17 protein-coding genes are annotated in these 20,175 nt (G+C 68.4%); 6 read left to right on the forward strand and 11 right to left on the reverse strand.

Going from position 1 to position 20,175, the window contains the following annotated elements; all coding sequences use genetic code 11:
* Positions 1–10: 10 nt before the first annotated feature.
* A complete protein-coding gene (locus ASF60_RS03355) occupies positions 11–406 on the reverse strand; it encodes a winged helix-turn-helix transcriptional regulator (protein WP_056180383.1) in 396 nt (131 codons plus the stop codon).
* A 76-nt stretch (positions 407–482) separates the two neighbouring features.
* Between ASF60_RS03355 and ASF60_RS03360 the strand changes: the two genes are divergently transcribed.
* Positions 483–1,094 carry an FMN-dependent NADH-azoreductase gene (locus ASF60_RS03360; RefSeq protein WP_056180536.1) on the forward strand — a complete coding sequence of 204 codons (612 nt, stop codon included), beginning with the start codon at positions 483–485 and terminating at the stop codon, positions 1,092–1,094.
* 18 nt (positions 1,095–1,112) lie between these two features.
* On the opposite strand, the gene mutL is transcribed toward ASF60_RS03360, so the two are convergent.
* A complete protein-coding gene (gene mutL, locus ASF60_RS03365; protein WP_056180539.1) occupies positions 1,113–3,062 on the reverse strand; it encodes a DNA mismatch repair endonuclease MutL in 1,950 nt (649 codons plus the stop codon).
* 263 nt (positions 3,063–3,325) lie between these two features.
* Here mutL and ASF60_RS03370 point away from each other — a divergent pair, with 263 nt between their 5' ends.
* Positions 3,326–4,312 (forward strand): glycosyltransferase family 61 protein, encoded by a 987-nt coding sequence (locus tag ASF60_RS03370; RefSeq protein WP_162241287.1) that lies wholly within the window; start codon positions 3,326–3,328, stop codon positions 4,310–4,312.
* A 4-nt stretch (positions 4,313–4,316) separates the two neighbouring features.
* Here ASF60_RS03370 and ASF60_RS03375 read toward each other — a convergent pair whose 3' ends face one another.
* A complete protein-coding gene (locus tag ASF60_RS03375; RefSeq protein ID WP_056180388.1) occupies positions 4,317–5,345 on the reverse strand; it encodes a KpsF/GutQ family sugar-phosphate isomerase in 1,029 nt (342 codons plus the stop codon).
* A gap of 362 nt (positions 5,346–5,707) precedes the next feature.
* Between ASF60_RS03375 and ASF60_RS03380 the strand changes: the two genes are divergently transcribed.
* Positions 5,708–7,330 (forward strand): outer membrane beta-barrel protein, encoded by a 1,623-nt coding sequence (locus ASF60_RS03380; RefSeq protein WP_244478309.1) that lies wholly within the window; start codon positions 5,708–5,710, stop codon positions 7,328–7,330.
* A gap of 139 nt (positions 7,331–7,469) precedes the next feature.
* On the opposite strand, the gene ASF60_RS03385 is transcribed toward ASF60_RS03380, so the two are convergent.
* A complete protein-coding gene (locus ASF60_RS03385) occupies positions 7,470–8,066 on the reverse strand; it encodes an AprI/Inh family metalloprotease inhibitor (protein ID WP_056180395.1) in 597 nt (198 codons plus the stop codon).
* A gap of 280 nt (positions 8,067–8,346) precedes the next feature.
* Between ASF60_RS03385 and ASF60_RS03390 the strand changes: the two genes are divergently transcribed.
* Positions 8,347–9,459 carry an acyltransferase family protein gene (locus ASF60_RS03390; RefSeq protein WP_162241288.1) on the forward strand — a complete coding sequence of 371 codons (1,113 nt, stop codon included), beginning with the start codon at positions 8,347–8,349 and terminating at the stop codon, positions 9,457–9,459.
* Positions 9,460–10,158: 699 nt separating this feature from the next.
* Here ASF60_RS03390 and ASF60_RS03395 read toward each other — a convergent pair.
* From ASF60_RS03395 to ASF60_RS03415, 5 genes are all read right to left on the reverse strand, one after another.
* Positions 10,159–12,156: a methyl-accepting chemotaxis protein gene (locus ASF60_RS03395; protein ID WP_056180399.1), complete on the reverse strand. Its 1,998-nt coding sequence runs from the start codon at positions 12,154–12,156 to the stop codon at positions 10,159–10,161.
* 156 nt (positions 12,157–12,312) lie between these two features.
* Positions 12,313–13,557, reverse strand: coding sequence for a cytochrome P450 (locus ASF60_RS03400; RefSeq protein WP_056180402.1), 1,245 nt, complete (start codon positions 13,555–13,557; stop codon positions 12,313–12,315).
* Positions 13,554–14,846: an NAD(P)/FAD-dependent oxidoreductase gene (locus tag ASF60_RS03405; RefSeq protein ID WP_056180407.1), complete on the reverse strand. Its 1,293-nt coding sequence runs from the start codon at positions 14,844–14,846 to the stop codon at positions 13,554–13,556. The genes ASF60_RS03400 and ASF60_RS03405 overlap by 4 nt, the downstream gene beginning before the upstream one ends.
* Entirely contained in the window at positions 14,843–15,109 is a 267-nt protein-coding gene (locus ASF60_RS03410) for a ferredoxin (protein WP_056180410.1), read from the reverse strand. The genes ASF60_RS03405 and ASF60_RS03410 overlap by 4 nt, the downstream gene beginning before the upstream one ends.
* Before the next feature lie 49 nt (positions 15,110–15,158).
* On the reverse strand, positions 15,159–15,647 hold the full coding sequence (locus ASF60_RS03415; RefSeq protein WP_056180413.1) for a GNAT family N-acetyltransferase: 489 nt from the start codon (positions 15,645–15,647) through the stop codon (positions 15,159–15,161).
* A 725-nt stretch (positions 15,648–16,372) separates the two neighbouring features.
* Here ASF60_RS03415 and ASF60_RS03420 point away from each other — a divergent pair.
* The gene (locus tag ASF60_RS03420; RefSeq protein ID WP_244478310.1) at positions 16,373–18,454 is read left to right on the forward strand and encodes a TonB-dependent receptor; all 2,082 of its coding nucleotides are present in this window, start codon (positions 16,373–16,375) and stop codon (positions 18,452–18,454) included.
* Between the two features lie 143 nt (positions 18,455–18,597).
* A complete protein-coding gene (locus tag ASF60_RS03425; protein WP_056180420.1) occupies positions 18,598–18,885 on the forward strand; it encodes a hypothetical protein in 288 nt (95 codons plus the stop codon).
* A gap of 149 nt (positions 18,886–19,034) precedes the next feature.
* Here the strand turns inward: ASF60_RS03425 and ASF60_RS03430 are convergent, their stop codons facing one another.
* Positions 19,035–19,409: a DUF6481 family protein gene (locus ASF60_RS03430; RefSeq protein WP_056180422.1), complete on the reverse strand. Its 375-nt coding sequence runs from the start codon at positions 19,407–19,409 to the stop codon at positions 19,035–19,037.
* 277 nt (positions 19,410–19,686) lie between these two features.
* Positions 19,687–19,896 carry a cold-shock protein gene (locus ASF60_RS03435; RefSeq protein WP_056180426.1) on the reverse strand — a complete coding sequence of 70 codons (210 nt, stop codon included), beginning with the start codon at positions 19,894–19,896 and terminating at the stop codon, positions 19,687–19,689.
* Positions 19,897–20,175 lie beyond the last annotated feature (279 nt).

Genomic DNA, 20,175 nt, shown 5'->3' on the forward strand with positions numbered 1-20,175 from the left:
AGTGGGGCGGTCACGAGATCTGCTCGCCGTCGAAGCGCGTCCGCGCATCCTGGATTGCCGGCAGATTGGCGAAGGCCCAGGCTCCCAGGGCCTGAACGGGGTCCTGCAACGAGCGACCCAACGCCGTCAGTTCGTAATCCACGCGCGGCGGGATCGTCGGATGTACGGTTCGCGATACCAGTCCGTCCCGCTCCAGGCCGCGCAGAGTAAAGGTCAGCATCCGCTGCGAGATACCGCCGATCGTTCGCTTCAACTCGTTGAAGCGCCGCGGTCCATCCGTCAGCGTCATCACCACGAGGATGCTCCACTTGTCACCAATGCGTGCCAGCACGGTCCCGACGATTCGACAGTCGGCGGGGCGGTGATCGCGCGCTGTCGCGGTATCCTCAATGTGCCCGGGTTTCACGAATGTGCCTCCTTGCGCTCGCGCGGGTCTGGTCCTCTATAGCGCCTCGGTACACTTCTGATGCCGGGGATTGAACATGAAGCTTCTGCACGTCGACGGCAGCATCCTGGGGGATCACTCCGTCAGCCGCGCCGTCTCGGCCGCGATCGTTTCGCACTTGAAGGCTGGGGCGCCGGATCTCGACGTCACCTATCGCGACGTGGCGGCGACCACGATCCCGCACCTGTCGGGTGCTTACCTGGCCGGCCAGCAGCCGAACGCGAGCAACACCCCCGACATTCAGAACGACGTCGCCCTGGGGCGCGAGGTGCTTGAGGAATTCCTCGCTGCCGACATCGTGGTGATCGGTGCGCCGCTCTATAACTTCACGATTTCCTCGCAGCTCAAGGCCTGGGTGGACCGCATCCTCGTGGCGGGCCGGACCTTCAAATACACGGAGACTGGCGCCGTCGGTCTCGTACCCGAAAAGCGGGTCATCGTCGCCGTGGCGCGGGGCGGCCTCTACGGGTCCGGCACCCCGAATGCGGCGGCGGAGCATGCCGAAACCTATCTTCGCGCCGTCCTTGGCTTCATCGGCGTTACCAAGCCGGAAATTATTGTGGCCGAGGGTATCGCGCTCGGTCCGGAGGCCCGCGAAAAGGCGGTCGCCGAAGCTCTGAAGGCCGCCGCCAACCTGCCGGCGGCCTGAGGGACACAGACCGCGCGACTAACGCCGGCCGAACAGCCGCTCGATGTCGTGGAGCTTCAGCTCCACAAGGGTCGGGCGGCCATGATTGCAGGTACCTGCCAGCGGCGTCGCCTCCATCTCGCGCAGCAGGGCGTTCATCTCCTCAGGGCGGAGGCGGCGCCCGGCTCGGATCGAGCCGTGACAGCTCATGCGCGACAGGATCGCGTCGAGGCGCCGCCCGAGGGGGCCACCGCTGCCATCGGTTCCGTCGGGACTGCTGTCTTCAAGCCCGCTCTCGGTCATCGCATCGAGGATATCGGTGACAAGACCGCGGATCGAGGCATTCGCCAGGGCCGCTGGCACCTCGCGCACCAAGACCGCACCGGTACCGAAAGCTTCCAGGGTGAGGCCGAGTCGGTCCAGGTCCGGTGCCGCCGCAACTAGACGCTCCGCATCGCCCGGCGCCATCTCCACCACATCAGGAATAAGCAAGCCCTGGCGGGCAATGCCGCCAAGCGCCCGCTCGCGCTTCAGACGCTCGTAGACGAGCCGCTCATGCGCCGCATGCTGATCCACCAGCACCAATCCGTCGGCGGTCTGGGCGACGATGTAAGTTTCGTGCAGTTGCGCCCGCGCCGCGCCGAGCGGATGCCCGACTGTCTCGGGCAACTCTGCCTCCCGGTGAAGATCGGCCGAGGGCGCCGCGAAATCTTCGGCGAACTGAGCCTGAGTTAGGCCGCTGAGTTGGGCCGCAGGCGCTTCGTCGATCAGCGTTTGGGGCGTTTCCCCGAACCCCGTGAAGGCGTCGGACTGGTACGAGCCCTGGCGGTAGCCGATCGGAGCCGCGAAGGATGGAAGTCCTCGGGCTTGGCTCGGGCTGGGTACCGGATATGGGCTCGCGCCGGTATGAACCTGGAGGCTCGCCGGGCGTAGCGCGTCAAGGGTTCGGGCGGCGCTTGTGGTCGAACCGCGTAGGCCTGCCTGCCGCAGCGTCTCATGAATCGCGCTGACGATCAGTCCTCGGATCAGGCCTGGGTCGCGAAAGCGTACCTCTGTCTTAGCCGGATGCACGTTGACGTCGACCAGGGCCGGATCGCACCGGATCGTAAGTGCCAGGACAGGATGCCGATCCGAACTCATGGTATCCGCGTAGGCACCCCGAACGGCACCAAGCAGGAGTCGGTCACGAACCGGGCGGCCGTTGACGGTGAAGTGGATCTGGTTGGCCGCCCCGCGATGGTAGCTCGGAAGGCCGATATGGCCCGACAGGGCAAAGCCTTCGCGCGCCATGTCGAGGACCAGCGAATTCGTGCCGAAATCAGTCCCAAACACCGCGGTCAGCCGCCGCAGAGTCGCGGCCGGATCGGTCTCGGCCTCCGCGGGGAAGACCGCCGGTGTTCCAGACTCCGAGCGCAACGCCAGACGGATCTGCGGCTGCGCCACAGCAAGCCGGCGTAGGATATCGCCGATCGCCGTCGTCTCGGCCCGGTCGGATTTGAGGAACTTCAGGCGCGCCGGGGTGGCGGAAAATAGGTCCACCACCTCGATGCGGGTTCCGCGCGCGCTCGGTGCCGGCCGAACCTCGCCCTTCACACCGGCATCCACCGTCAGGGTGGCGCCAGTTTCGGCCTCGACCGTGCGACTCGTCAGCGTCAGGCGGGCGACGGCGCCGATCGAGGGCAGCGCTTCGCCGCGGAATCCGAGCGTCTCGATACGGGTCAGATCGCCGCCCGGGAGTTTTGATGTGGCGTGGCGCTCCACCGCAAGAGCCAAGTCGTCGGCGCTCATCCCCGCGCCGTCATCGACGACGCGGATGAGCCGCCGTCCGCCGGCCTCAATCGTCACCTCGATGCTTCGCGCGCCAGCATCGATGGCATTCTCGACGAGTTCCTTGACGGCCGAGGCAGGGCGTTCGACCACTTCGCCCGCTGCGATGCGGTCGACGAGAATCGGATCGAGGCGGCGGACAGGACGAAGCGGCGTGGACATGTGGGAGAAACTATAGGTGTACAAGGACCTGCCCGAAAGGTCGTCTTTGAACCGAGCCCTCGTGCCACATAGCTGTTCGGTACCATGAAGCGTCTGTCGGACCGTGGCGAGGCTGCCGGACCGATGCCTTCAAGGTCTCAACCGGAAGGTCCGGTCCATCCATGAGTGTGACACTTCAGCGTTGCCGTAGGGTCTGGGGGCGGACGGAGCATCGTGACGCCCTTCCCAGCGTTCGGGTCGTCACCGATGCCGTGTATCAACCCGTGACCACAGACGGCCGCTGGGGCCTGCTCGATGCTGCCGGAAACACGATCGAGGCGAGTGGTGAACCGGTCGTATCGGAGGTCACCGATTGTGCGGAGGATCGACCAACTCTCTACGTCGGACCGCTGATCACCCATTATGGCCACTTCCTCTTTGGCACCTTTGCACGACTGTGGCCGCTCCTCACCTGGGACGGCCCGAAGCCGCGCCTACTGTGTCATCCGCTCGGGCCACCTGAAATACGGCGCGAGACCTGGGCGGCGCTGCCCTTCCTGATCGAGATTCTCTCCCGGTTCGACATGACGCTCGACGATCTCGCGACGTTCGAGCGGCCGACCCGCATTCCGCGCCTCATGGTGCCTGGGCCGAGCTTACGCGAGCAGGACTTCGTCCACGACGTGCACGGCACCCTGGCGCGCTTCGTCGGACAGCCTTTCTGGGACCCGGCCCTGGTCGATACAGAATCGCGACCCGTCTACCTGTCCAAAACGCGTCTGGGCACCGGAATCTCGCGCCTTCGCAACGAGCAGGTCCTATGCGAGGCGCTGGAGCGCGGAGGCGTCGACATCGTCTATCCGGAGAGTCTGCGCCTGTCCCAACTCGTGCGCCTGCTATCCGAGCGGCGCATGGTGCTCGGGACGGCAGGGTCGGCCTTCCACGCTGCTGTCTTTGCTGCGCCGGGCCGGCGCATTCTCGGCCTGAACTGGGCGGCGCATATCAACGCCAACTTCCTGCTCCTCGATGCCCTGAACGGAACCCAGGCGCGCTACTACTCCGCCATCGGCGCTGAAACAGGTGAAGAGGCTGGGTTCCACTTTGACTGGTCCCTGCCAGATCCGACCGCCGTCGCCGTCGAAATGCTGGCACGCGCGCGGGCCTTCGATACCCTTGATACCCGGGATGCGGAGGAGGACGCGGTCCGACGGCATGCCGGACGGGTATCGCCCCTCCAGCGGGTCGGGCGCTGGCTTCGGCGGCAGATCTGATCAGTCAGGCAACGCCCGAGCGCAGGAGGTCGTGGTAGTGCACGAGGCCGACCGGGCGCTCGTTCTCAACAACGATCAGCGCGGTGATCTTCATCGATTCCTGAATTTCGAGCGCCTTCGCCAGGAGTGTCTCGGGCGCGATGGTGCGGGGCCTGCCGCTCATCAGGGCCTCGACCGCAAGACTGTCGAGGTCACTGCGGAACACGTTGCGGCGCAGGTCGCCGTCGGTGACGATCCCGGCGAGCCGACCGTCGGCCTCGACCACAAGCACCGATCCAAAGCCCTTGGCGTCGATCTCGGCAATGGCGGCGCGCATGGATGTCCCGCGTGCGACCACCGGTAACTGCGAGCCACTGTGCATCACCTCCCGGACTTGTCGCAGGGAGGCGCCTAGGCGTCCGCCCGGATGATAGATGCCGAATTCCCGTGCCGAGAATCCGCGCGCCTCCAGAAGAGCGATCGCGAGCGCGTCGCCGAGCGCCAGTTGCATCGCCGTGGAGGTCGTTGGGGCAAGGCCGTTCGGGCAAGCCTCACGCGCCTTCGGCAGCGTCAGGCAAACGTCGGCTTCGCGGCCCAGGGTGGATCCCGCATTGGCCGTAATAGCGACGAGGCCGACCCGGTATCGCCGCGCGTAACCGATGATGTCGGCGAGTTCCGTGGTTTCACCCGACCACGACAAGGCCACGACGACATCCTCCGGCTGGATCATGCCGAGATCGCCGTGGCTCGCCTCGGCTGGATGCACGTAGAGCGCCGGGGTCCCCGTGGAGGCCAGCGTCGCGGCGATCTTGCGCCCAATATGGCCGGATTTGCCCATGCCCGTCAGGATGGCGCGACCCTGAGCCCGCGCGATCCGCGAGACGGCCGCCGTGAAGGCGTCGCCGAGCCCATTGCCGATCGAGTCCATCAGGCAGGCGAGACCGTCGCGTTCTGTCTCGATGGTGCGCAGGGCGGAGGCCACGGCGGCAGACGGGGAATTCCCGGCGGCGTCGATGGGATGGCGCGCGGCCAAGGCGGTGTCTGCTGGAGCCATCCCGGCCCGTATCCTTCTGGTCTGATCGCGCGCGTGAGCCGCGACGGTGTAGGCTGGCTATGAACAGCGATTGTGGTCGGAAGGCGACTCCGATGGGCCTATGCGGGTCTGGCTGCCTGCGTTGACGGGCCATTAACCGTGCTCGTTGTAGCCCTTTTAACCATGGTGCCAGGCCGCTCACGCCAAGCGTGGCCACGGACTGCCCGCCAGACGGTCCCGCTGGCGGTCCTCATCTCGAAGCGCCGTATCCGGCGCGAAGGTCAGCGGAAAGACGTCGATCCGTGACAGGTGCAGGGCCGATTTCAGAATGGCGCGTTCGAGGCTCGGGCTTCGCGCTGGCTGCCCTCCTGATACTACCCCCCTTGGCGGCTGCGGCGCAGACCCTGCCGTCGGGGGCCCCCGACAGCGCGTCCGGAACGGCCAATGTGGGCGACGTCCTGCCCCTCAATTCCGGCCTGCGCGGCAGCACGATTTCGGGTAGCGGCGTCCTGAACAGCAACGGCAGCGCCACCGACGACGGGGCCGGCAGTGGCGGGCTCGCCACGCGCGCCTTGGCCGGCAGCCGTTCGGGCAGCGCCATCGCGTCCGGCGGGACCAATGGGGCCAACAATCGCGGCCCGACCAACATCCTGAAACTTCGAGCGATTCCGCCACGCCGGTTCGGAAGCGCCACCGTCCGTCCGGTCCGGTCGATCACGCAGGTGCCGAGCTACGACCTGCGCCTGACGCCAGTGGTGCGCAGCGCCGTCAGCGGGGTGCCGCTGCCGACGCTGCTCCCCCTGGCCGGCGTGCAGACGCCGGGGTTCTTCCTGTCGACGGCTTTGCGCCGGCCGATCACCATCGACGAGGCCTACGCGCCGCTCGGTATCAAGTTCGGCACTTTCACGATCCTGCCCGCTCTGCAGCAGAGCATGGGTTACGACACCAACCCCGACCAGATCACCAACCGCCTGGCCAGGCCGTCTCTGGCGCTGCGGACGGACGGTGAGGTGAGCTTCCGAAGCGACTGGTCGTCGAGCGAACTCACCGGCGATTTGCGCGGGGGCTATGTCGATTTCCCCGATAATGAGGGGGCGAGCCGCCCCAACGGGTCGGGCGTGACCCGGCTGCGGATCGACGCGAACCGCGATACGCGGATCGATGTCGAGGGTCGTTTTCTCCTGGAAACACAACGCACTGGCACCCCCGACCTAACGGCCGCGACGGCAACCCGGCCGCTGATTGCGAGCTACGGCACCACGCTCGGCGTCACCGAGCGCTTCAACCGGGTGCAGGTGTCGGTGCGCGGCCTGCTCGACCGGTCCGAATTCGAGGATGCGCAACTGTCCGACGGCACCATCGTGCGTCAGAGCGACCGCAACTTGAACCAGTACGGCCTGCAACTCCGGGCCGGATACGAGATCTCGCCAGTCATCACGCCGTTCGTCGATGTCCTGGCCGATACCCGCGTCTACGATCTACGGGTGGATTCCTCGGGAATTCGCCGCGACTCCGATGGCGTGACTTTTGCGGGCGGCGCGACCTTCGCGCTGACCCGTTTCGTGACCGGCGAAATCTCGGGCGGATTGCAGCACCGGACCTATGTCGACCCGTCCCTGCGCGACCTGACGGCGCCGGTCGTGAACGCGGCGCTGATCTGGAGCGCAAGCCCGCTCACCACGGTGCGGCTCAATGCAGCCACGGGCGTCATCGAGACGTCGGTACCGGGTTCGAGCGGAGTTCTTACACAAACCGCGACCCTGGAAGTCCAACACGACCTCCTGCGCAATCTCTCGCTCATCGGCGGGGTCACGTATCTGTCGAACGACTACGACCGGGTAAATATCACCGAGCGCGGATTCTCGGCGACGGCGCGCCTCGACTATCGCTTCAATCGCTGGCTGGCGATGCGCGGCAGCTACATCTATCAGCGCCTGGACAGCTCCTCGGCGGGATCGAGCTTCCACGCCAACACGTTCCTGCTCGGCCTGCGGGTCAATCCCTAGCGGCGGTGCCGCGTCCGGAGTGACGGACGCGACGCGCGTTTCGGGCCTTGGTATACCGAAGCGACGCGTCGCGGTGACGGACCTGACGGGTGTTCCGGGCCTTGGAATACCCACAGGGTCGTGTCGCGGTCACGGCCGGTCAGCGCACCATCGCGAGGGAGGCGCCGGATTTCGAAAGTGCGCCGTCGAGGGCTGCGCCACCCTGGCGCAAACGGGCCGCGACGGTGCCGCCCGGCTGGTACAGGTAGACCTCGCCGTCGCGATAATCCCAGGCCGTGACCTTGGACAGGTCCTTGTTCGGGCAGCCCGAGGCGCTGGCCTTGTAGAGGTCGAGAGCGGGGGCGCTCGACAGCGAGACCTTGCAGCTCGCGCCGGTGGCGTCCTTGGCGTTCCAGGTTCCGACCACCGAGGATCTGCCGCTGGCGACCACCGGCGGCGGCAGTGGCGCGACGGGCGTCGGGTCGGGCGCGATCACCGGCGTCGAGGGGGCGACCGCGACGTTGGCGCCGACCGGCGGCGGAAAGTCGGCCGGGGAGGCGGAGGCGCCCGGCGGCGGGGCCAGCGGCTCGGAGGTGACGGGTCCGGACGGCATGGCCGGGGCGATCGGCTCGAGGGCGGCCTGGGGACCGGGCGCGGCCCGGCCGCGCACGGGGCCTTCGAGGCGCTGCGAGGCACAGGCGCCGAGGCCGGCGGCGAGCGCGAGGATGGCGGCTGTCGACAGGAGCGAACGCGGCATCGATGGCAAAATCCGAAGGGGAGTTGGGTCGGGGCCGAGGCCCCGCGTTATGGCCTGCGTCACCGTCAATTGCGCTGGCGGCAAGGCGCCGAAGGGGGCGAGCACGGGTTTTGCCGGGACGGCCCGACGTTTGCCGCCCGGTGTGGCGCTCGTGCCTCAGGACGAACCGCGGAATCCCGTGCGCTATTTACCACGCGGAGGGATGCGCCTTGTCTCCGCGGCCGCCACCTGCAAGCCTCGGATGGTCCTCAATCTCGGGGGCGCAACACTCGCGTCCGCCATGCGCCGCCTCCACAGCATCGATTCGATTCGCGGCCTGGCCGCGCTGGCTGTGATCTACGCGCACACCGTCGAGTTCGGGCTGAAGACCCGGCTCGGGCCGTTTCCCGCCGAGCAGGCCGTCGTGGCCGGGCTGACGGAGTGGCTCGACCTCGGCAAGATCGCCGTGACGATGTTCTTCGCGGTCTCGGGCTTCGTGGTGCCGTTCTCGCTGTTCAAGCCGAGCCGCCGGCCGATCCTGGCCTTCGCGATCTCGCGGTTCTTCCGCCTCTATCCCGCCTATTGGCTGTCGATTCCGTGCGGCCTGCTGGTGCTGTTCATCTGGGCCGGGCGGGACATTCCGGCTCTGCTGGTCCCGGCCAACATCACGATGCTGCAGCAATTCGTCGGGGTCGAGAACATCATCGGCCTGTATTGGACCCTGCAGATCGAGCTGATCTTCTACGGCCTGTGTGTCGCCCTGTTCGCCATGGGTCACCTCGACCGGCGCGGCAGCGTCGTCGCCACCACCCTTCTGATGATCGCCGCCGCCGTGGTGCTGGCTGGCTTGCGCTATCACTTCCAGCGCAAGGTCCCGGTGGCGGTTCCCCTCGCCCTGTCGGTGATGCTGTGGGGTTTGTGCCTGCGCTACCATGTCTTCGAGCGGCGCCCGGGCTGGGGCCGGGCCTTGGCCCTGGTCACGGGGGCGCTGGTCTGCGCGGTGCCCCTGGTGTCGGTGCTCGCCTACGGGCGGGACATGGGCTTCCAGGAGAACTGGATGAAGTACACGATCACCTATTGGCTCGCGATGGCGCTGTTCTGGCTTCTGAGCGTCGGGCTGCGGATCGAGGGCCGGGTCTTCGTCTATCTCGGCGCCATCAGCTATTCGATCTACCTGTTCGGGCCGGTGGTGCAGGTCGTGCTGGAGCACGCGCTCGCCGGATATGAGGCGGTGATCCCGATCCACCTGTTCGCGGGCGCGACCGCTCTGGCCACCGTCGCGGTGGCGGCCCTGGTCTATCGCTGGATCGAAGCGCCCGCCATCGACCTCGGCCGCACCATCACCCGCCGCATCATCGAGCAGCCCGCGCCCGTCGCCGCACCGGCACCCGCCCTCGGTCGTTCGGAACCCTGAGCGGGACCGGATCGGAGCGGGATCGAAGCCCAGGTCCATTGACAGCCCGGCGCCGTGGAAGGGGTCGACGCCCGGTCTGCCGCCTTCCTCGGGTCGGGGTGGCTCACACGTCCCGCATCCCGACCTGATGCGGCTCCCCTGCCCCGCACCAGCTTCCCTGCCCCGCAACCAACATCCAAACCCGAGCGAAACCGTCCGGCCGTTCGCGCGACCGGGTTCGTTCCCCGTCCGGCGATACGGCGGACAACGCATATCAGTTGGGACGAAGGGGCGGAGCCGATTGCCCGACCGCCCGTCCCAGGGATTGACGGTCCGTAACGTTCAATGTCCTGCTCGCCGTCAGAGGAGATCTGCCGTCGTCTCCAAGACAGGTTCGTCCGGCTTCAGCACGATCCTGCGAGATGTCGGCGGATGGCGCATGAACGACGCCGGCTGCGGTGAAGAACGGGTCGGACCGGTCCGAACTCCCGCGAGGACAGGCAACGCGATGCGGGGGGCGGCATCGATCGCGCGCATCTCCGTTCGTCCGGCCATCGGGTTCCCGTTCGGACTAGGATCGGTACGGCCGAACGGCCCCGGCGTGCCGCCACCTCGGCGGTTCGGCTGGGGCGAAGGGTGGGTTCCTCGGCATGCCGCCGCAGGGCTTCCGGGCCGCCGCAGCGTTTTCGCGCCGCGGCGTGCGATGGAGACGTGTCCCGGTCAGGCCGCCCGAATGGCCTGGAGGAACGTCGCGACCTCGCGCTGGACGTTCACCGACTGCGTCGAGAGTTCCCCGGCCGCCATCAGAACCTGCTGGGCGGCGGAGCCGGTATCGCCGGCCGAGGCCAGTACCCCGGCCACGTTCATCGAGACGTCCTGAGTGCCACGGGCGGCTTCGATGGCGTTGCGGGAGATCTCCCCCGTGGCGGCGGTCTGCTCGACCACGGTCGTCGCGATGGAGCCCGTGATGGTGTTGACCGACACGATGGTCTGGCTGATCTGCCGGATCGCCGCGACGGCCTCGCCAGTCGCCTGCTGGATCGCCGTGATGTGTCCGCCGATCTCGCTGGTGGCTCGGGCGGTCTGGCCGGCGAGTTCCTTGACCTCCGCGGCGACCACGGCGAAACCGCGTCCCGCCTCACCGGCGCGGGCCGCCTCGATGGTGGCGTTCAGCGCCAGCAGGTTGGTCTGGCCAGCGATGCCCGAGATCATCGTCACGGCCTCGCCGATCCGGTCTGCGGCCTCGGTCAGCCGGGCCATCGTCACATCCGTCGCCTGCGCGTCCCGGGTCGCTGCGGCGGCCACCACGTTCGATTGCTTCACCTGGCGATCGATCTCCTGCAGCGAGGCCACCATCTCCTCGGCCGCGGAGGCGACGGTCTGCACGTTGGCGGAGGTTTGCTCGGCCGCCGCGCTGGAGGCGATCGCCCGGGTGCTGGTCGCATCGGCCACGGTGGTCATGGACCGGGCGGTGGCGTCGAGTTCGGTGGAGGCGGCGGTGACGATGCCGATGGAATCGCCGATCGTCCGCTCGAAGCCCTGCACCAGTTCGTCGACGCGGTCGGCCCGGCGCTGGCGGGCGGATTGCTCGGTGACCTGCTGCGCTTCCAGGTCGCGGCGGGCGATCGCGTTCCGCCGGAACACGTCGACGGCCTTGGCCATCTCGCCCATCTCGTCGGTGGCGTCCTGCGACGGCACGATGATCTCGGTCTCGCCGGCGGCGAGGCGGCTCATGGCGTGCGTCATTCCGGTAATCGGCCGGATCAGGCTCCGGGTGATCAGGAAAGCCATTCCGCCGCCCAGAACCAGCGCCAGGGCGATCAGGGCCTGCTGCACCCGCTCGGACAGGGCCACGGTCGAGTCGGTCATCGCTGCGATCTCCTTCATCCGCGTCTCGGTGATGGCGCGGGCCCGGATACCGGCGGCCTCAATGGCGGCGATCTTGGGCTTGATCTTCTGCTCGAACTCGACCCGGCTCTCCTCCATGGCCGTGGCGGCCTCCTGGAAGGCGTCGACATAGGTGTTGAGCGCGGCCTCGCTGCGGGTGATCGCCACGGTGAACGCCTGATCGGGATCGAGGCCCCGCAACGCCTTGCCGGCGGCCACGGCCTTCCGGGCGTTCTCCGCGAAGGTGGCCGGACCCTTGGGGTCGAGCGTCGCCAGGAAGCGCCAGTTCGACATCCGCGTCAGCAGGACCGCGCTCTCGAACGCCTGGGCCTGGCTGATCTGGGCCACGCTGCCGTTGGCCCGGATGTCCTTCAGCAGGTCCTGATTCAGGCGGCTCAGCACGTTGCCCCCCTCGAACAGGCGGGTGCGGGCCTCGACCAGGGTGGCACCACTCGTCCCCAGCCGGACGACGTCCTGCTCCAGGCTCCGGCCGCCGTTGGGCAGCTGGGCATAGAGCTTTCGACGCTCCTCCGAGATCGTGTTCCCCATCACCAGGTCGCCGGTCTCGATGATGCTCCGGCGGGTCTGTTCGAGGGCGACCAGGATGTCCGGCTTGGCCGTGGCCTTATATTCGAGCGACTGGGCGATGAACCGGTCAGTCAGGCCCGTGACAGTGTAGATGTTGCGCGTATTCGTTTCGACCCGATTGCGGCGCGCGTACTGGTCGGTAAGCTCGGCGAGCTGATGACGCGAGGCAATGCCCAGGGCGGCGATGATGACCATCAGCGTGCCGAAGCCGGCATACAGGCGGGTGCGAATACCAAACTTCATTGCAGGGTCTCGCTGGGTAAGATTTTTCCGTGAGACCTTTCGTACAATATAGCTCGTAAAATTCGGTTAAAATATCAGTCTATTGCCTCATAAATGTCGCGGACCATTGCCTATAGTTCCCGCCTGATCTTCGCGATGGCTTCGTCCCGGTGTCGCCTAGGGGGCGATACCGTCGATGGCGAGGCGCAGGTGCTTCGGGCCGCGCAGGGCCGAGCCCGACCGGTAGGGCGGCGGGTCGGCGGTCAGGCGCGGGTTCTTCAGGCGCCGGGCGAGCGCCACCAGGGCGGCCTCGACCTCGAAGCGGGCCAGCGGGGCGCCGACGCAGTAATGCAGGCTGCCGCCGAAGCCGAGATGGCGGTTGTCGGTGCGGTCCGGGTCGAAGCGCTCCGGCTCGGCATAGACCGCCGGGTCGCGGTTGCCGGAGGCGAGCAGCAGCACCAGGGGCGCGCCTTCCGGGATGGTGACCCCGTCCTGCGTGATCGGGCACAGGGTCGTGCGGGTCCGGAACTGGACCGGGGGCTCGAAGCGCAGCAACTCCTCGACCACGCGGGGCGCGCGGGCGGGGTCCTCGCGCAGGCGGCGCAGCTCGTCCGGGTGGCGCAGCAGGGTCAGCATGCCGTTGGTGATGAGGTTCACCGTGGTCTCGTGGCCGGCGACCAGCATCAGGATGGCGGTGGCGATGAGGTCGAAATCACTCATGCGCGGGCGGCCGTCGACGCCTTCCGTCGCCAAACCCGACAGCATGTCGTCCTGCGGGTCCTTGCGCTTCTCGGCGATCAGGCCCTGCATGTATTCGGAAATGGCATCGAAGGTCCGGCTGTTCTCGGCCCGCAATGCGTCGTCCTGGAGGGTGTCGGGCTCCAGAGCGGTGGCGAGCTGCGTCGCCCAGCCGTGGAAGCGCTCCTCGTCCGAGGGCGGGATGCCGAGAAGTTCGCAGATCACCGTGACGGGCAGCGGATAGGCGAGGTCGTCGACGATATCGATGCTGGTGGCGTCGCCGAGCTTGTCGAGGATCTCGTCCACCAGCACATGCGAGCGTGCCCGCATCGCCTGGACCCGCTCCGGGGTGAATTGCTGCATCACCGCCGCCCGCAGGCAGTCGTGGTCCGGCGGATCGCGGAAGATGAAGGGCCGGTGGGTGTCGGTGATGTGGTCGCGCACCGGCTTGACCAGCCAGTCCTTGAGGGGGTTGCCGGTCCTGGGCCGGTCGGCCGGCGGCAGCGTCTCCGAACTCACCCGCGGATCGTGCAACAGGCGCGTGATCGCCGCGTGGGTGGCGGCCACGTAGGTGCCGTCCTCCTGGCGCGAGACCGGGCAGGTGCGCAACTGCGCGAACAGCGGATAGGGGTCGGGCCGGTTGGCCTCATCCTTGATCCGCGCGAACAGGGTGTCGTCGGTCATGACCGATCCTTGCGGGCGGGTTCCGGGAAGTCGGGCGGCAGCACGGTGAAGGGGCCGGCATCGACGCCGGTGGGCTCCGGCGGGAACGGCGCGCCCTCGGCGATCAGGTCCGCATAGGCCGGGAGCCAGCGGGCGCAGTCGAACGCCACGGCGGCGATGCAGCGGCCTTCGCGGCCGTAGACCGCCAGGAAGCGGCCCTCCTTCAGGCTGCCGCGGGCGATGCAGAACCCGTCGGCGCCCTCGGTGAGTCCCACCGACTTGAGCGTGATCCCGCCCTGGCTCGACCAGAAGGCGGGGACGTCGCGATAGGGCTCGGGCGCAAGCCCGGCGAGCAGGCGCCCGGCATGGCGCCCTTGCGCGACGGCATGGCCCCAATGCTCGAGGGCGATGCGGCGGCCGGGATAGAGCGGGTGGGGGAAGCGGGCGACGTCGCCCGCCGCCGCGATGCGGGTATCGGGCGCGTCTGCCGCGTCGAGGACGTAGCCCTGCGCGTCGCAATCGATCCCGCCCGCGTCGAAGGCGAGGCCCGAGCCTTCGAGCCAGGCGGTGTTTCGCACCGCCCCGAGGGCCACCACCACCACGTCCGCCGCGATGACGCTGCCGTCCTCAAGGCGGGCGCGCACGACGCGGCCGGTGCCGTCATCCTCCAGGGCCTCGACCTTCACCCCGCTGCGCAGGGTGGTGCCGAGGCGCTCGTGCAGGGCTCCCACCACCGCGCCGAGATGCCGGCCGAGCACCCGGGCGAGTAGGGTCGGCCCGGTCTCCGCCAGGGTGACCGGCAGGCCGAGGGTCCGGCACGCGGCCGCGACCTCGCAGCCGATGAAGCCGCCGCCGATGATCAGGACGTGGCCGGGGCCGGCGGCGAGATCGCGCCGCAGGGCCTCTGCCTCGTCGCGGCCCCGCAGGGTGTGGACGCCCCGAAACGCCGCCTGCGCGGAATCGCGCCAGGGCCGGGCCGAGGCCCCGGTGGCGATCAGGAGACGGTCGTAGGGCAGGGTCTCGCCGCTCGCCAGGGTGAGGAGCCGGCGGGTCCGGTCGAGATGCGTGGCGGGAGTCCCGAGGCGCCAGTCGGCCTCCAGCGCGACGAGGTTCGGCAGGGTCGTGGCGTCGGCGGCGACCTCGCCGGTGAGGACGGCCTTCGACAGGGGCGGCCGGTCATAGGGGCGATGGGGTTCGGCCCCCACGATGGTCAGGGGGCCGGCGAAGCCCGCCTCCCGCAGGGCCTCGGCGCCGCGAAGGCCGGCGAGCGAGGCGCCCACCACCACGACCCGCGTCTCGGCATCGCTCATCGACGGGCAGCCCCGGCATCCTCGACGCGGATGGCCTGGACCGGACAGGCGATGCGGGCGCGCTCGATGTCGTCGCGGGCGCCGGCGGACGGGGCGGGATCGTAGTGCAGGGCCTCGCGGCCCTTCAGCACGAAATGGTCCGGCGCCGCATAGCAGCACTGGGCATAAGCCTGGCAGAGGTTGAGGTCGACCGTGACCCGGAGTCCGCCGGCGGAATGGCGGGCATCGGGCGGGGAGGCTGCGGGTTCGGGAACGTCGGTCATGCTTGCGCAATGGACCCGACCCGGCCGGGGTTCCGCCCCCGGGGCGTGGTTACAGGACGCGGTGCATCACCAGGGCATCGACCAGGCCGAGATCCGGGTGCCGGAACACCCCCGGCAGGCGACCGACCTGGGCAAAGCCGAGGCTCGTCCACAGGGCGACCGCGCGGGTGTTGGTGGCCACCACGAAGTTGAACTGCATCGCGGTAAAGCCGGCGGCCCGGGCGGTGCCGAGGGCGTGGGCGCCCATGGTCCGGGCAACGCCGCGCCCGGTGGCGTCGGGCCGGGTCATGAAGCTCGCATTGGCCACGTGGTCTCCCCCGCCCGCCTGATTCGCTCGCAGGGTGTAGGTGCCGAGGACATCGCCCTCCGCTTCGGCGACCAGAACCCGGTGGGCGGGTGCGAACCAGTAGGCCAGCATCGCCGCCCGGCTGCCGTCGCGGGGCAGCGCGTAGGTCTCGCCGGCGCGGATCGTCGGTTCGAGGATCGCCCAGACGGCGTCGGCATCGGCGGGGCCGGCCGGTCGGATCGTGATCGTCATCGCGCGGGCTCCCGGTGGGTGGTCAGGAATGCAGTGGGCAGATCGGCCGCGCTCGCGGACGGCCCTCGATCGCCACGATGCGGCAGGAAACCGGCTGCGACCGGGCCGATACCGGTTCCGCGTGAACGCCTCGGATGCGGGTGCAGGCGAAAAGGGCTGGGATGTCTGCGGGGTCTCCTCCCCGGTGGATTGGGGGCAAGCCTGAGATCCGTCGAGCTTATGGGGAGGCGGTGGATGGGTGTCTCACAGCCGGCGAGGCCAGCGGAGCGACCCCCACTCCTAACCTCCCCCACAGGGGGGAGAGGGACGCGTCGAGCTCTTGAAGACGCGGAGTTGCCAATCCGGTAGCCTTCAAAGAATAGCCTTCCCATAGAAGGGGAGCCGGTGCACCGCGAAATCACCTGGAAATGACCACCATCCCACTGTCCTGATCGACGGTCGCCTCGTCAGAACCGTGTCGATCGGGTCATCCGAACGGGAAACGGGCACGGCACACCAAACCGTCCGCGGCGATCGGTCGGACGACGTCCGTGATCCGAGAGACCGATGCGTCACGATGATGCGTCCGTGCCACACCGAGCGATCAAGCGCGGCGGGCTGCGACATCGCGATTGTAATACTATTACACTTCGGCCACGAAACATTATAACGTTTGTGTGTGAGGCGAGATGCGCGTTCAGCGATCAAGGACAGTTCTGGCCGGCGCGATGCTGGCGGGAGCCGGGATGACGGTTCAGCCGGCCGGCGCGCAGCAGGCGCAGGCGACCCTGGAAGAACTCAGCGTCACCTCGCCGAGCCCGATCGTGACCCGTCCCGTGACGGGTCCCATCTCCGGGCCGCCCATCGGCGTGCTGCCCGTCGTCACCAACACCTTCTCGCCGGTCACGGTCGTGACGGCCGAGCAGATCGCCCGCGACCAGCCGCGCACCCTGGGCGACGCGCTGTTCGACCGGCCCGGCATCTCGGGCACGAGCTACGCGCCCGGCGCGGCCAACCGCCCGATCATCCGCGGCCTCGACAACAACCGGGTCCGTATCCAGGAGAACGGCGTCGGCATCCAGGACGTCTCCGAACTCGGCGAGGATCACGGCGTCCCGATCAACCCGCTGGTGGCCAACCGCATCGAGGTGATCCGCGGGCCGGCCTCCCTGCGCTTCGGCTCGCAGGCGATCGGCGGCGTGGTCAGCGCCGAGAACAACCGGGTGCCGACCTACATTCCGGCCAACGGCGTGTCGGGCTCGGCCACCACCGGCTACTCCTCGGTGGACAATGGCCGCCTCGCCGCCGTGACGGTGGATGGCGGGTCGGGCAATGTCGCGGTCCATGCCGACGGCTTCCGCACCGCCGCCGACAGCTACGCCATTCCGGGCGGCATCCAGCGCAACTCGGCCAACGAGAGCCAGGGCGGCGCGGTCGGCATGTCGTTCATCGGCGAGCGCGGCTTCGTCGGCCTGTCCTACAGCCATTACGACGCGGTCTATCAGATCCCCGGCGGCGACGCCGTCGAGAGCCGCACCCGCCTCGATCCGCGTCAGGACCGCCTGCTGGCCCGGGGCGAGTACCGCCCCGTCGAGGGACCGATCGCGGCCGTGCGCTTCTGGCTCGGCGGGTCGGTCTATCGCCATGACGAGATCGGTATCGGCGAGAACGGGGTCGACGGCATCCAGGCCACCTTCAAGAACCGCGAGGCGGAGGGGCGCGTCGAGCTCCAGCACGTGCCCGTCGCCCTGCCGTTCGGCACACTCACGGGCGCCCTCGGTCTTCAGGCCGGCCGGCGCACCCTCGGGACGGCCGGCGAGGCCGGCGGGTTGCTGGCCCCGACCGATTCCCGCAGCAATGCCGTCTACCTGTTCGAGGAACTGGCGGTGGGCGGCGGCCTGCGCTTCCAGGCGGCCGGGCGCATCGAGGGCGACCGCGCCACCGGCACCGCCACGGCGTTCCCCGGCGACTACCTGCCGGTGGAGGGCGAAGAGCCCCTGGCCTTCGGGCGCCGCCGCAAGTTCGCCCCGAAGAGCGCCAGCTTCGGCGTCCTGCAGGACCTGCCTTACGGCTTCGTGGCGAGCGTCAACGGCTCGTTCGTCGAGCGGGCGCCGACCGCTTACGAACTCTATTCGCGCGGCGCGCACGACGCGACCGAGACCTTCGAGATCGGCAGCTCGACTCTGAAGAAGGAGCTGGCCCGCACGGTGGAAGCCAGCATCCGCCGGGCCGAGGGGCCGCTGCGCCTCGACGCGACCGGCTACTTCACCCGATACACCGGGTTCATCTACAAGCGCGATACCGGCACTCGCTGCGGCGACGATTTCGCCTCATGCGGCAGCGACGACGAATTGCAGCAGATCGTCTACTCTCAGCGCAACGCCACCTTCTACGGCGCCGAGATCGGCGCGCAGCTCGACCTGATCCGGGTGGGCAACGGCTTTGCCGGCCTCGACGCGCAGTATGATTTCGTGCGTGCCCAGTTCGACGACGGCACCTTCGTGCCGCGCATCCCGCCCCACCGCCTCGGCGGCGGTCTGTTCGTGCGGGCCGACGGCTGGTTCGCCCGGGTGAACCTGCTCCATGCCTTCGCCCATACCGAGATCGCCCCGATCGAGACCGTCACGCCGGGCTACGACGACCTGCGGGCGGAGGTCAGCTACACCAAGCCCCTCGATCCGCGCCTCTACGGCATGAGCGAGGTGACCCTCGGCCTCCAGGGCCGCAACCTGCTCGACGATCGCATCCGCAACTCGGCCTCGTTCAAGAAGGACGAGATCCTGCTGCCGGGCCGCAACGTCAGGCTGTTCCTGACCGCCCGGTTCTGACGGCCCTCTTGTGATGGCCTTCTTCCGCCGGTCTTGGTCTCAACCTGGACACACGAAGATAAAGGCCGACGTGTCGACGCGGGCGTGCTAGAAGAACCCAACCCCGCACGACCCCGTGTCCTGGGCAACTCCATGAGGCCCAAGTGGCTAACGCGTTCAAGAGCGGTGCGTCGCAATCGCGCTCGACCAATGACTTCAACGAGCGCGCCAAGCAGCTGTCCGAGCGGCTGGGTGCGATCGAGAAGCCGATCCAGATGAAGCGCGGAAACGCGCCGCGCCGGACCTTCAAGGCCGGTCCGCGCCCCGAGGAAGAGACCAGCGAGCAGGCCGAGCCGCAGACCGAGGGCAACGAGGGCCAGGAGGTCGAAGAGTCGGAGGTTGCGGATTCGGAGACCGAAGACCGCGAGACCGAAGATCACAAGGACGCCTGATCGCGACCGGTTCGCATCGCCCGCTGCCGGGCGGTGCAGAAACGACAGAAGGGCCGGCGAGGGATCGCCGGCCCTTCTGTCGTTTCGGGGTGATGTCGGCCCGGAGCGGCGCGCCGGCCCGGAACCAAATGTCGGCCGGTTGCCGGATGTCAGCGGCGGGCTTTGGCCTTGCGGGCCGCATAGCGGGCATCGCGGGCCGCTTTCTTCTCGGCCAGTTCCGCCGCCTTGCGCTCGGCGGCGGCCAGAGCCTCGGCCTCTTCGCGGGCGATCTGGGCGGCGAGTTCCGCCTCCTCGCGCGCGCGCTTGGCCTCGGCTGCGGCCTTCTCGGCAGCGATCCGGGCGGCTTCCCGCTCTCGGGCGCGCTCCTCGCGGGCGCGAGCCACCTCGGCGCGGGCCTGGGCCTTGGCGATCATCTCCGGATCGTCGGCCGGGGGGCGGGCCTTGAATTTTTCCAGCAGCATCTGCTTGGCGCTGAGGGAGTTCTTACGGCGGTCGTCGAAATTCCGATAGTCGAAAGCGCCCATCTGACCTTTCTCATGTGGTGAGTCGCCCGCATCCGGCGTGGTGCACGCGCGGCATGGGGCCGTGGGGGAATGATCGTTTCGGGTGGTTCAAATCGCAGCAGCCCCATGCCTGAGGGACTGGCGGGAATCAACAGAAGCCGCCCGTGGGCGAGCGGCTTCTGACAGCTTGTTGAAACGATGCCTCAGTAGTTCGGCATCGCTGCGCCGAAATTCAACCGATGCGGCTCACGCCGCAAGTTGAACGATGCGGCTCACGCCGCAAGTCGGTCGATGCGGCTCACGCCGCCTGGAGGTTGCCGGCCGACTGCTTGCCGGTGCGGCGGTCGCTCTCGATCTCGTAGGACACCTTCTGTCCCTCGATGAGGTTGCGCATGCCGGCGCGCTCCACGGCCGAGATGTGGACGAACACGTCCTTGCCGCCATCATCCGGCTGGATGAAGCCGTAGCCCTTGGTCTCGTTGAACCATTTCACGGTGCCCGTGCTCATGGGAATCCTCCTGAAGCGTTTTGGGGTGGAGCGTGATCTTGCCTGCCATCGGCTGCCCGGCACCCGCGCGATCTCGCACGGGCACCCGAGGCGCAGGGTCTTCGAATGGGATTGCGATCGCAGCGGCATCCGTGGACGGGCCTGGCGGGCAGGCTCGACGCAATGACGAATGTGCTACCCGGTGGGAGCCGGCCATGGAGCGATGGGGTCAAAATTCGGAAGCCTGCGACGGGAGGACAAGGCGCTGGCGTGAATCGGGTTCCCTCGCCGATCGACGAA

The sequence above is a fragment of the Methylobacterium sp. Leaf113 genome, from assembly GCF_001423325.1.
GTDB lineage: Bacteria > Pseudomonadota > Alphaproteobacteria > Rhizobiales > Beijerinckiaceae > Methylobacterium.